11 protein-coding genes are annotated in these 12,722 nt (G+C 29.0%); 2 read left to right on the top strand and 9 right to left on the bottom strand.

The window, feature by feature from the left end:
- Positions 1–152: 152 nt before the first annotated feature.
- The 4 genes from ACWW38_RS12310 to ACWW38_RS12295 are packed head-to-tail and all read right to left on the bottom strand — an operon-like array spanning position 153 to position 3,209.
- Positions 153–1,184 carry a CotS family spore coat protein gene (locus ACWW38_RS12310; RefSeq protein WP_456257848.1) on the bottom strand — a complete coding sequence of 344 codons (1,032 nt, stop codon included), beginning with the start codon at positions 1,182–1,184 and terminating at the stop codon, positions 153–155.
- A 13-nt stretch (positions 1,185–1,197) separates the two neighbouring features.
- On the bottom strand, positions 1,198–1,956 hold the full coding sequence (locus ACWW38_RS12305; protein ID WP_456257847.1) for a spore coat protein: 759 nt from the start codon (positions 1,954–1,956) through the stop codon (positions 1,198–1,200).
- A gap of 5 nt (positions 1,957–1,961) precedes the next feature.
- Positions 1,962–2,165, bottom strand: a complete 204-nt coding sequence (locus tag ACWW38_RS12300) for a hypothetical protein (protein WP_456257846.1) — start codon at positions 2,163–2,165, stop codon at positions 1,962–1,964.
- 39 nt (positions 2,166–2,204) lie between these two features.
- Entirely contained in the window at positions 2,205–3,209 is a 1,005-nt protein-coding gene (locus ACWW38_RS12295; RefSeq protein ID WP_456257845.1) for a CotS family spore coat protein, read from the bottom strand.
- 148 nt (positions 3,210–3,357) lie between these two features.
- On the opposite strand from ACWW38_RS12295, the gene ACWW38_RS12290 reads away from it, so the two are divergent.
- Positions 3,358–4,476 (top strand): glycosyltransferase family 4 protein, encoded by a 1,119-nt coding sequence (locus ACWW38_RS12290; protein WP_456257844.1) that lies wholly within the window; start codon positions 3,358–3,360, stop codon positions 4,474–4,476.
- Positions 4,477–4,522: 46 nt separating this feature from the next.
- On the opposite strand, the gene ACWW38_RS12285 is transcribed toward ACWW38_RS12290, so the two are convergent.
- The 3 genes from ACWW38_RS12285 to ACWW38_RS12275 form a co-directional block, all read right to left on the bottom strand.
- Complete coding sequence (locus tag ACWW38_RS12285; protein ID WP_456257843.1) at positions 4,523–5,905, bottom strand: radical SAM protein; 1,383 nt, start codon at positions 5,903–5,905, stop codon at positions 4,523–4,525.
- 179 nt (positions 5,906–6,084) lie between these two features.
- Complete coding sequence (locus ACWW38_RS12280; protein ID WP_456257842.1) at positions 6,085–6,957, bottom strand: DMT family transporter; 873 nt, start codon at positions 6,955–6,957, stop codon at positions 6,085–6,087.
- Between the two features lie 136 nt (positions 6,958–7,093).
- Positions 7,094–7,867: an ATP-binding protein gene (locus ACWW38_RS12275; protein WP_456257841.1), complete on the bottom strand. Its 774-nt coding sequence runs from the start codon at positions 7,865–7,867 to the stop codon at positions 7,094–7,096.
- 120 nt (positions 7,868–7,987) lie between these two features.
- Between ACWW38_RS12275 and ACWW38_RS12270 the strand changes: the two genes are divergently transcribed.
- Positions 7,988–8,665, top strand: coding sequence for a Crp/Fnr family transcriptional regulator (locus tag ACWW38_RS12270; RefSeq protein ID WP_456257840.1), 678 nt, complete (start codon positions 7,988–7,990; stop codon positions 8,663–8,665).
- Positions 8,666–8,718: 53 nt separating this feature from the next.
- Here ACWW38_RS12270 and ACWW38_RS12265 read toward each other — a convergent pair whose 3' ends face one another.
- Both ACWW38_RS12265 and hcp read right to left on the bottom strand, forming a co-directional pair.
- Positions 8,719–10,737 (bottom strand): methyl-accepting chemotaxis protein, encoded by a 2,019-nt coding sequence (locus ACWW38_RS12265; protein ID WP_456257839.1) that lies wholly within the window; start codon positions 10,735–10,737, stop codon positions 8,719–8,721.
- Between the two features lie 163 nt (positions 10,738–10,900).
- Positions 10,901–12,547, bottom strand: a complete 1,647-nt coding sequence (hcp, locus tag ACWW38_RS12260; RefSeq protein WP_456257838.1) for a hydroxylamine reductase — start codon at positions 12,545–12,547, stop codon at positions 10,901–10,903.
- Positions 12,548–12,722 lie beyond the last annotated feature (175 nt).

The raw sequence follows: 12,722 nt of genomic DNA, 5'->3' as shown, positions 1-12,722 counted from the left end.
GATTATATTATATATTACCATATTTGTCAACGGAAAATTGCTATGACAGCTCCATTGAAGAGTATTTCTACAGTTTTATATATAACAAAAAAAGTTTTAGTCTAATACATAAAATATTAACCTAAAACTTCTTTATTATTCAATGGATTGTATTATCCAATTATCTTATTCTTAAATAGTTCTAAAAATTCCTCTCTATCTTCTTTGAAGTCATTTTTCTTGATTAATTTATCTAAGAATATACTATAATCCCATTCCTTTATCCTTGTGTAGTATTCTTTTAGAATATTATAAATATCCTGAGGGAATATTAACATTCCATACAAAACCTCTAGTTCATTTTTGCTTAGCTCATTGTTTAGACAATAGTTATCTATTATAAGCTTACTTTTTTCTATATCATATGCTACCCTTTTTTCCACCTTATTCATAAAATTGCATAAATCATGTACCTTTAGGTCTATTACCGAATAGTCAAAGTCTACAAAATAAGCCTCTTCGTCTTTAATTAATATATTATGATGGGCCAAATCATGATGACATAATACTATCTTATCTTCTTGGCTGCATAATTTATAAAAACTTGATTTTTCTAATACCTTTATACTATCTTCTATCTGATTCACATAGTAGTTATAATTTTCTAAAAATATTTCATCAAATTCACTTTTAACTTCAGTTAGCATGGCAATATTTTTGAACAACTCCATTTCTTGCAATTTTCTTTTAAAATTTTCTATGGTTTTTCCACAAGTAAATCTCGTCTTATTTTCATGTCTAAATCCTTCGCAGGCTTTATGCAACTCCCCAATACCTTTTGAAGCAGTAATTATATCTAGAGGATTTGAATATTCGCTTTCCCTTCCTTCAATCAAATTCATTACAAAATATATATTCTCATTCCAAATTAAGTAAGGCTTACCTTCATTGGTCAATATAAAATCAAATACCCTATTAAAAGAGTTATTTTTTATATATTCAAGCCCTGAATATATAAATTCTAATTCTTTTGCATCATAGTCCACTTTTTTTAATATCTTATTTCCCTGATCTGTAATCAATATAAAAACTTTTCTAACAGGAATAATATCTTCTAAATTAAAATTATAATTTTTGAAAATATCTATGCTCAAATCATACTGAACTAAAGCTTTTTTATCCTTATATCTAGCATTCTCTAACATATTCCCACCCCCTTTATAATAAATTTTGTGAACCATGGATTAACAATTTTTCTAACTTACTTTTATATTTATCTTTATAAATTCCTCCTGAATATTTCATGTATTTACTAAAGCATTTCATAAATTCATAAGGATAATATAAAAGTGCATATATAAACCTTACACTTTCTTCACCTAATTGTTCAAATTCACAAAAATTCTCAATTAATTTTTCATAGTCTAGCTTAATACCTTTTTTCATAAGTTTGTTTAAAAAATATAACCCATCTATCTCAACTAAGTTATATGCACAACCTTTTAAATTAACTACTTCAATATTCTCTCCTTTGCTAATATTATTAAAATAAGTATCTCCTAGACATATTTCACATCTATCCATGCTCCTTTTTATAAGCTTTAAGTACCCATTATTATTTACTTCATCAATTGCCTTCTCTCCTCGTTTTATATAGTGCTCTCCTTTTTGAACTATGAGATTTTCAAAATCACTTCTTGGATTCTTTTTTTTTATATACTCATACTGCCTTTTTATTCTTCTTGAATATATTTTATATTCTTCAACAGTTCTACCACGCTTATCTTCTAGCCTATGGCATAAATAATTGTCATACCCCATAGTCCTTCTGTGAAACTCGCTTATCAAATAAAGCTGTTCTACTGCATCCTTATCAGTAATTAACTTTTTTAATTTATATTCCTTACCTTGCTCCACTTGAACTATTCCTTTGCTTCTTATATAATCTGAAAAGGCGTTTTTAGATAAGCTATTCATTAATTTCACCCCTGTTTATCCTTTTTTTTCATTTTCCTCATTATATGTGTCTTTTCCTTTTCAAGTTCTTCAAGTTTCTTTTGTCTTTTTTTAATTTTTTTCAACCTTTTTATATATTCTTTTAAATCATTAAGTTCTTTGTCATAATCGTCTAAATCCATATCTTCTGCTATATTATTTACTAATTTAAAGTCATCATTTTTACTCATTTATATACCTCCTCTTGAATTTTTGTTTATATAGAAAATTTATTTATAACAATTTCTTAGATCTTCTATGAATTCGTGTTTTTGATCTCTATCTTCAATATACTTTTCTATTTTCTTTATAAAGAAATCTTCACCCCAAGGCTTTTCTTCCCAATAACACTGAATCCCCCTCTGCCAATAATCCTGTGGGAATTCCATAAAGGCAGCTATTATTGGTATATCATCTTTTTCTACTTTATTTATAGAACCATAAATATCAAGTATCTCAGTTGCCTTCTTTATATCCCATTTTCCATATTTCATGGCTCTAATTAGTAAACTAGCTAAATCATGAATATGGCTATCGAGTATGCAATAATCAAAATCTATTATGTTTATAAGATTATCCTGATCTATTAAAACATTATGATAAGCATAATCATGATGACAAAAGCCTCTGGAAAGTATTTCCTTCTTCATTTTTTCTATATAATTACTAGAAATTAAATTATGGATGGATCTTTCTGCTCTCCTTAATTCATCATCCATAATTGATAAATACAGTTGGTCAAACTTAGATTTATTTTCTTTTTTGCATATTCTATCTTTAAAATCTAAAATTTCATCTTTTCGAGTCTTATATGTTTGTATCCATCTTAGCCATCCTATTCGTGGTTTCATATTCTCAGTAACCTTAAAATTAGTACTCTTTATGTGAAGTTCTGCTAACTTTAAAGTGGCCATAGTCAAATCTATTGGGTTATCATAATTACATAGTCGAGCATTAATCCAAGGTGTTAAATAAGCATAATTGGCTCCTAATTTTATATATTCATCTCCATATTTGTTTTTTATTAACTTTGGTATCTTTTGAAAATTATTCCATTGAAGATGCTTGATAGCATTTAGAATAAAAAAGAAATGTTTAAATTCATATTTAATAACTTTTAAACAAAATTCTTCATTTGAGATATTGATTTTATATATATTTTTTATGCTTTCTATATTATTTATATTAATATCATATTCTCTCTCAACTACTGACTTCACATCATTTATGTTCAAGAGACATGCCTCCAAATTCTTTATCTCATTTTAGTATATGAATGTAATTTTAGTATGTGAATAGTAGAAAGAAACATTAATTTGTATCACATTTTTATATATTATTTAATATTAATAAGTATATAGACTATTTTAAGGAGAGGATTTAATGAGAATAGCAATTGATGCTAGAGGTATCAATTGGTATAGGGGTACTGGAATTGGTACTTATACAGAAAATGTGGTTAAAAACTTAATTAATATATACAACAATAATTATTATAGACTTTATTGGTCAGAAAGAAACTATGAAGATTACCTTAAAAATAATGTGGATATTATAATGACTTCAAAAAAGCATCCTAAATTCTTTGAGCAAAACTATTTTAATTATGACTTGGATAAATCCAATATAGATATATACCATGTACCTCAAAATGGTATAAGCTTAGATATAAATATAAAATGCAAAAAAGTCATAACAGTTCACGACTTGATTCCTTATATTATGCCTGAAACTGTAGGCAAAGGATACTTACTAAAATTTTTAAAAGATGTTCCTGAAATTATCCAAAATATTGATGGAATAATTACAGTATCCGAATATTCTAAAAAAGACATACTCAAATTCTTCCCTATAGATCCTAATAAAATTTTTGTTACACCACTGGCAGCAGATTCTATATATAGACAGCTAGATAAAAATTATTGCAAAGATTTTCTAAGTAAAAATTATAATATTGATAAACCTTTTATTCTTTATATAGGCGGCTTTAGTCCAAGAAAAAATGTAAAAGCTCTTATAAACTCATTCATTAGAGTGCTTTCTAATTTGGATAAGGATCATAATTTAGTTATTGTAGGAGCAAAAAAAGACCTAGGAGAATACTTAAGCAGTAAATATTCTTATTTAGAATCTAAAATAAAATTTACCGGATTTATACCTCAAGATGAACTTCCTATATTCTATAGTTGTTGTGAAGCTTTTGTTTATCCTTCATTATATGAAGGTTTTGGATTACCACCACTTGAAGCAATGAGCTGTGGTGCTCCAGTAATTACTTCAAATATTACTTCTATACCCGAAGTTGTTGAAGATAGCGGCCTTCTTATTAATCCATATGATGAAAATGAGCTTTTTGAAACCCTTGGGAATTTATTATGTAATGAAAATTTAAAACAAGTTCTAAGTAAAAAAGGGATAAAACAAGCGTCTAAGTTTTCATGGAAAAAGACTGCAGAAAAAACCTTTGAAGCATATAAAGCTACTATTACAGCTTCAATATAAAAAAAGTTTACAGCCCATTCACTGTAAACTTTTTTTCCTTATCATATTATCCTCTTGAAAAAGCATCATTTCCTTTTTCATTAAATATTTCTTTCCAAGCCTTATCTGCATAAGGTGAAAACTCTTCAGAAACCTTCTCTACTTTTTTTCTAAATTCTTCATCCTTAAGCATAATTTCAGCTCCTAAATCTGTTGGTTTTGCTCCAACCTTTTCACATATTTCTCTTACTACGTGAGGATTATCTATCATCATACAAGGTTTTAGCATGTTTTTATTATATGGCTGTCTGTGCCTTAATTCTTTAAAGAATGGATCCCTGAATACATCGATTAAATGTTTTCCTTTCAAATTTTGGGTAGCAAAGTGCGCAAAAATACATGGCTCACAGTCCTCATGAACATTTACGTGGAAATAGAATTTACCAGCTATACATCCTCCTACAAAAGGAGCATCATTAAAGAAGTCCAAAGTAAAGTATGGCTTAGTTTTCCTTATTTCATGAGTTCTCTTACCAAGATATATTCTTTGTTCTGGAGTTAACATTAAATCAAAGTTTGGATTTTCACATCCAACTGGCATAAATAAGAAATACCAGTTCATCTTTGCTCCTTTTTCTATTAATTTATCTATAAATCTATCTGATAAAACTGAATCTATATTTAATCTTGTAACAGCTGTTGAAACTCCAAATAATATTCCTCTTTCATTTAATAAGTCCATAGCATGCATAACTTTATTATAAGTACCTTTTCCTCTTCTTGCATCTGTCTCTTCTTCTTCACCTTCAACTGAAAGCATTGGAACTACATTACCTAGTTGTTTTAATCTATCTGCTGTTTCTTCGTTTATAAGAGTTCCATTAGTAAATGGTGTGAACATTATATCATCATATTTTTCATATATATCAAGCAGCTCTTTATAGAAGAAAGGTTCTCCTCCCAATACTATTATATAGTATATTCCAAGATCTCTAGCCTCTCCAACTATTCTATCTACTTCCTCTATTGGTATTCTTGGTTGATCTAATAAATCTGTTGCGTAACAACCTACACATCTTAAATTACATTGCATAGTTGGACTTATTAACATAACAAAAGGAATTTTTGTATCCTCTTCTTCTAAGTACTTAGCTCTTTTTGAACCTGCATACCAGTTGGCATTTGCAAAGAAATTAGTAAAGAATTTTTTCAAACACTTCTTATCTGTATTTTTTAGTATATTTTGAATTAGTTCATAAGTAGCTGGCTGAGTCTTATAGTAGTTGTGTACAAATTCAATTTGCTCTAGTTGGTGCTCATCCTTAGTAATTTTTTTGATAGCCTCAAAAATCTTATCAACATTTTTTTCCGGGTCTTTGTCTATAATGCCCAATACAGTGTTTACTATTTTTTGTTTAACACTTTTTTCTAAGCTGTCTTTTACGCCCATCACGATTCCCCCTAAAATATAAATTATGAAACTTATTCTTACAAATATAGTAATATAATTTAATACGCAACCTTAGTTCCATTATATTCCTAACTGACCGAAAGTCAACATTTTGAAAAAGTTGTTTACAAAGTATTAATAAATAGTAAACATTTTAGCATTATATTTAAAATATATTTCTATTCTTCAACTTCTATTAATTTTCCAGTGAATTTTGTATTTATTATCACCATACCTAGTAAAATAAGTAAACACCCTGCTAATGTTTTACCTGTAAGTCTATCTCCAATAAAAACAGAGAAAATAGCGCTAAATACAGGCTCTGCTAAAAATATTATTGCGGCGTGAGTTGGCTTTGTATATGGCTGCATTTTATTCTGCATACCAAAGGCATAAATAGAACAAAAAATTGCAGTAAACAAAATTGAACCTATAGTAACTTTAGTTACTGGGAATTTTAGACCTTCTATTGCTACTGCTGGAATAAATGACAATATTCCTATAACAAACATTTGTATACAGCTCATTACAACTATATCTACATCTCTTGCATACTTATCAACCAATAATATTTGAACAGCAAAGGCTACTGCAGAAATTATAGTTAAAGTGTCACCGAAATTCATGCTCATGCCTCCGTCTAAAGACATTATTGCAAGGCCAACAACTGAAAGTAATACTCCTATAACACTCTTAAAATCCGGTACTTTTTTGTAAATTATAGCTATAAGCATTGGAACAAATATTACATTAAGCCCTGTAAGAAACCCTGATTTACTGGCAGTTGTATATACAAGTCCTACAGTTTGCAGAATACATCCTAAAAACAGTGCTAATCCAATGAGTAACCCTGCTTTTATTGTTTTCTTGTTTATATTTTTAAACTTTCTAAAAATAAATACTGCCAATATTATTCCTGCAGTCAAATATCTTAAAGCTAAAAATGTATAAGGGCCTATATGTTTTAATACTGTACTCATAATAGGGAAACTAATTCCCCAAACTAAAGTTACTGATAATAGAACTAAGTCTGCTTTTAATTCTTGTCTCATTTTATTCCCCTTCCTCAAAAAAAATTCCATTTTAAAGTTATTTTATCAAAATAGACTTTATTGGTAAACATAACTCAATAAAGCAAAACATGCTGAAAGCCACTTAATATAGCTTTCAGCATGTTTTTATAAACTATTAAATATTTTGTATTATCTGTCCATTTACATCAATTATTACTTCGCTGTAAGGAATAATTGTCTTAGATTCTAACATTGCTCCTTTTACAGCATTAACAATTCCACCACAGCAAGGTACCGACATCCTAATTACCTTAATACTTCTAATATTATTGTTTCTCAATATTTCTGTTAGCTTTTCTTTATAAAAATTATTATCATCAAGTTTAGGACAACCTATTGCAGTAATATGTCCCTTTATAAAATCTCTATGAAAATCAGCATAAGCATAAGCTGTGCAATCTGCTGCAATTAGTAGATCTGCTCCTTCTAAAAATTGAGCTTTAGTATTTATAAGATTCAATTGAACAGGCCATTGCATTAATTCTGATACACTCTCTTCTTTAACGCTGCAGCATTCTGCTTTCTTATCTTCAATTTTAGCTTCATTGTGTATTTGTTCTCTTTTAATCATCTTTGCCATAGATCCTGGACATCCACAAGGCTTTGGCTTTGCTTCATTTTCTATATTTTGTTTCATATTTTTATTGTCCAATTTAATTTTTCTCTTCTCTACAGCTTCTTCATTATAATCATCCGCTTCTCTTTCAATAATCTCTATAGCTCCTGTAGGACAACCAGGAAGGCAGTCTCCAAGTCCATCGCAATATTCATCGCTTACTAATTTTGCTTTTCCATCTATTAGCTCTATTGCCCCTTCATGACATGCATTAATGCATATTCCGCAACCATTACACTTTTTTTCATCTATAGATATTATTTTTCTCTTCATATATAATTACCCCCTAATATAACTTTCACTTGATTTACTAATATTATTATAATAATATTAATTAAACAAATATGTAACTTAAGTTACCAAATATTTATAAAATATTTTGAGGTGAATTTTATGGAAATAGTTAGTAAATACCTAATAACTTGCACATTATTCAAAGGCTTTACCGAAGATGAAATTAACAATATACTTTCAAATACAAACTATAAATTAACTAATTTTAAAAAAGGAGAAACTATAGCCCTTGAAGATGATCCTATATCGAGCATAGGAATTGTTCTTGAAGGTTCTATAGAAGTTCAAAAAAATTATCCTTCTGGAAAAATTGTGACTATAAATCGTATGGGCAAAGGCAATATTTTTGGGGAAGCTATTATATTCTCAAATAAAAAAACTTATCCATCTACAATACTTTCTTCCAGTGAATCAAAGATATTATTTATCCATGAAGCTGATATTATAAAACTTTGCAGCTTAAATATTAGTTTCTTAAATAACTTCATGAGAGTATTGTCTAATAGAATACTTACATTAAGTAAGATACTTAGAAATTTATCCTACCAAACTATAAGACAAAAAATTGCAAGTTTTCTACTAGATGAATATAAAAAACAAAAAAACTTAGTAATACAAATAAGTGCATCAAGACAAGAAATGGCAGATCAATTTGGTACTACTCGCCCCTCTCTTTCAAGAGAACTAATAAAAATGAAAGATGACGGATTAATTAGTTCCGATAAAAAAACTATAACTATCTTAGATTTAGAAGCCCTAGAAGAAACTCTTTTTTAATCAGAAAGGCACCTGCCATTTTTCAATGAAAGGTGCCTTAAAATAAATATTTATTAAATTTTAAATCTATTTATAGAATCTTGTAATTCAGATGCTAATTCCTCTAACTGTTTAGCTCTACTTTCCATTTCTTCTATTGAAGCCAATTGCTCCTCAGAAGATGCTAGTACTTCTTCTGTAGATGCAGATGATTGTTGTGAGGACTCTTCTATATTTCCTATGACATCCACAATTTCATCTGTTTTAATTAGCATTTCTTCATTATACTTCTTAACACTATGGACTTGCTGAGTTAGTTCATTAACATCTCGAGAAATTTCTAAAAATACCACTTCTGTTTCATCTACCGACTCAAGCTGTTCTTCAAGAATAACTTTAGAGTTATTCATGGAACTTACAGATAAATTAGACTTACTTTGAATTTCAATAATTATATCCTTTATCTCTTTAGTGGAACTTGAAGTTTCCTCAGCTAATTTTCTAATTTCCTCTGCTACTACAGCAAAACCTCTTCCAGCTTCCCCTGCTCTCGCCGCCTCTATAGAAGCATTTAGGGCTAGTAAGTTTGTCTGCTCTGATATTTCATTGATAGCTTGTATAATAGTATTAATCTTATGTGAGCTCTTATCTACAGAAACTATCATATCATTTACTTCAAAACTAGCTTGTTTTGCTTTATCTGATTTTTCTCTTAAAATTTTTATTATCTCTATTCCTTTGTTACTTAACTCTTTTGATGTATTTGACATATTTGCTGCATTATTTATATAATCAGCTACAGATTTTATACTTTCTGATAATTGATTTATTTTTTCTGTACCTACTGATGTATTTTTTGCATTTTTTTCTGTTATTGCAGCTATTTGCTCTACACTTTGAACTGCCTCATTAGTAGCTATACTGCTTTTGCTGGTTTCCTCTATAAGTACCATAGAGGAATCTAAAAGATTTTCCGAAGCTTTTTTTGATTCGTTTACTAATTCACTTATATTTTCTATCATAGCATTAAACTTTTCTGCCAATAATCCAAATTCATCTTTTGCACTTATTTTTGCTCTAGATTTTAAATCTCCATTGCTAACATTAAAAAATGCTTCTTCTAATTCTAGTATAGGCGCTTTTATTGACTTAATAAAAATAGCTCCTCCTAATATAATAGCTAATAATACTATAGAAATTATAATTATATTAGTGCGTAATATATTACTTTTTTCTTTAAATAGCTCCTTATAATCTCCAATAACAGTTAATGTCCATCCTGTTTGATCAATATTATAGTTAGCTACTAATTTACTTCTTCCATTATAATTCAGCTTTAAAAAATTATCATTTTTGTTTGACTTTAATGTAGATATAGTCTTACTCAATTCATCATCTACTTCAGATATTTTTTTATTCATTATATATTCTTTGTTTGGATGTACTATAAATGTACCATCCTTAGAGGTCAATACTACAAAACTCTCTTTACTTAGATTTATATTTGCTAATGTACTTTCAATAAATTCAAGAGAAATATTATTTCCAACAGTTCCTATATATTTTCCATTATATCCTTTAATAGGAGCTGCCACCACTATAGCTGGTTTCCCAGTTGAACGAGAGGTTAGTGGATTGCTAACTACTATATTCCCATTAATTAAATCATTCCAGTAATCCCTATTTGCAATAGTTCCTCCACTAACCTTATCTACATCCCCTTTATCATTTGGAGATGCAAATATAAAATCTCCTTTTTCATCAGAAGACCATTGTGCATCATATACACCTTGATGATTTTTTTGCATTCTATATAGATTATATGCCGTATAAGCTGATCTTTCTTGCTCACTTGCTCCTTTTCTTAGTATTGGTACATTTGCCATAGCATCTACTTCATCCTTTTTTCCCATAACCCATTGATTAATTTGTTCTACTCTAGAATTAGCTTTTTCACTTATAAGCTCGTGTATTCTTCTATCTAATAAGTTATTTACAGTGTTATAGTTGATAATGAAAACACAAGTTAGCGGAACTATTGACAATACAAAAATAAAAATTAACAGTTTGTAAGATAACTTTAAATTTTTCAATATACCATCCCCCTATGCTTCTTTGCTAGAAGCCATTTATTTAACAATATTTTACACCTTTTTTATGTAAATGTATACATTTATAACATATTTCTACATCAGGGCTTATATTTAGAAATAAAATAAAACCCGTGTGAAAAATCACACGGGTTTTTAAACTGCACTATTCTCCTAAAAATAATTTTATATCATCTTCCACTGTTCCAATTCCGGCTATACCAAAGTTATCAACTAATACTTTAGCTACATTTGGGGATAAGAAAGCTGGTAGTGTTGGTCCTAAGTGGATGTTCTTAACTCCTAAGTGTAACAATGCAAGCAATACTATTACAGCTTTTTGTTCATACCATGCTATATTGAATGAAATAGGAAGTTCGTTAATATCTTCAAGTTCAAATACCTCTTTTAATTTAAGAGCTATTACTGCTAATGAATATGAATCATTACATTGTCCAGCATCTAATACTCTTGGAATTCCACCAATATCTCCTAAATTAAGTTTGTTGTATTTATATTTAGCACATCCTGCCGTAAGAATTACTGTATCCTTTGGTAGTGCTTGGGCAAAATCTGTATAGTAGTTTCTGCTCTTCGCTCTTCCATCACATCCCGCCATAACAAAGAATCTTCTTATTGCTCCTGATTTTACTGCTTCCACTACTTTATCTGCTAAAGCTAGAACTTGATTATGAGCAAATCCTCCTACTATTTCTCCTCTTTCTATTTCTGTTGGAGGAGCACACTTTTTAGCATGTTCAATAATTTCTGAAAAGTCTTTTGGACTACCATCTTTTCTATCTTCAATGTGTTTTAGCCCTGGGAATCCAGTTGCCCCTGTAGTATATACTCTATCTTTATATGAATCTTTAGGTGGAACTAAACAGTTTGTAGTCATTAAAATTGGTCCATTAAAGCTTTCAAATTCCTCATTTTGTTTCCACCATGCATTTCCGTAGTTTCCTACAAAATGTTCGTACTTCTTAAATGCTGGATAATAGTTTGCAGGTAACATTTCACTATGAGTATATACATCTACTCCAGTACCTTCTGTTTGCTTTAATAACTCTTCCATATCCTTTAAATCGTGTCCACTTATTAAAATAGCTGGGTTATTTCTAACACCTATATTAACTTTTGTTATTTCTGGATTTCCATAAGTTGATGTATTAGCCTTATCTAATAGTGCCATTACGTCTACTCCAAATTTTCCACACTCTAAAACTATAGCTATCATTTCATCCACAGTTAATTCTTTTGTTGTTGATGCTAATGCCTTTTTCATAAATGAATATACAGATTCATCTTCATATCCTAAGTTATAAGCATGCTCTGCATAAGCTGCCATACCTTTTACTCCATATATTAATAATTCTCTTAAAGATCTTACATCTTCATTTTCAGTAGATAATACGCCTACTGTCTTAGCCTTTTCTTCGAATTCAGCTAATGTACTTCCAATCCATAAAGCTGAATCATGTTTTATATCATCTATGTTAATTCCAGCGTTTATTAATAAAGTCTTTACTTCATCTCTTAATGTTAACGCCTTTCTTACTCTTACATCGAAACCTTCTTTATCAAAGTTAGCGTTTGTTATAGTTGAAAATAATGAATCTACAATAAATTTATTAACCTTTTCATTTCTAATTCCTGCTTCTTCAGCTTTTAAAGCATATAGTGAAATTCCCTTTAATGTGTATATTAATAAATCTTGTAAGTTAGCTACATCTGCCGGCTTTCCACATACTCCCCTCATTGTACAGCCTTTACAGCCTGCTGTTTCTTGACATTGATAACAAAACATACTCATTATAAATACCTCCATATATTATATTTTATTTTTATTTTTTGCTATGTTTTAAATGAATGTTGATTTTTACATTTATTTAAAACTTTCCATTAGTACGTTAAGGCTGTTTTAAAGATTGTTAAGTTCATTATAATGAGAAATTATAATTCTTATTTAGTATATCAATTATAGCGTT

The organism is Clostridium sp. JNZ J1-5 (assembly GCF_053901425.1).
This window is presented reverse-complemented; position numbering and strand designations above follow the sequence as displayed.

Bases quoted from the DNA above. Each gene is read 5' to 3' on its own strand.
- ACWW38_RS12305 (WP_456257847.1), bottom strand. From the start codon at position 1,956: ATGAATAGCTTATCTAAAAACGCCTTTTCAGATTATATAAGAAGCAAA.
- ACWW38_RS12290 (WP_456257844.1), top strand. From the start codon at position 3,358: ATGAGAATAGCAATTGATGCTAGAGGTATCAATTGGTATAGGGGTACT.
- ACWW38_RS12310 (WP_456257848.1), bottom strand. From the start codon at position 1,184: ATGTTAGAGAATGCTAGATATAAGGATAAAAAAGCTTTAGTTCAGTAT.
- ACWW38_RS12275 (WP_456257841.1), bottom strand. From the start codon at position 7,867: ATGAAGAGAAAAATAATATCTATAGATGAAAAAAAGTGTAATGGTTGC.
- ACWW38_RS12280 (WP_456257842.1), bottom strand. From the start codon at position 6,957: ATGAGACAAGAATTAAAAGCAGACTTAGTTCTATTATCAGTAACTTTA.
- ACWW38_RS12270 (WP_456257840.1), top strand. From the start codon at position 7,988: ATGGAAATAGTTAGTAAATACCTAATAACTTGCACATTATTCAAAGGC.
- ACWW38_RS12300 (WP_456257846.1), bottom strand. From the start codon at position 2,165: ATGAGTAAAAATGATGACTTTAAATTAGTAAATAATATAGCAGAAGAT.
- ACWW38_RS12285 (WP_456257843.1), bottom strand. From the start codon at position 5,905: ATGGGCGTAAAAGACAGCTTAGAAAAAAGTGTTAAACAAAAAATAGTA.
- hcp (WP_456257838.1), bottom strand. From the start codon at position 12,547: ATGAGTATGTTTTGTTATCAATGTCAAGAAACAGCAGGCTGTAAAGGC.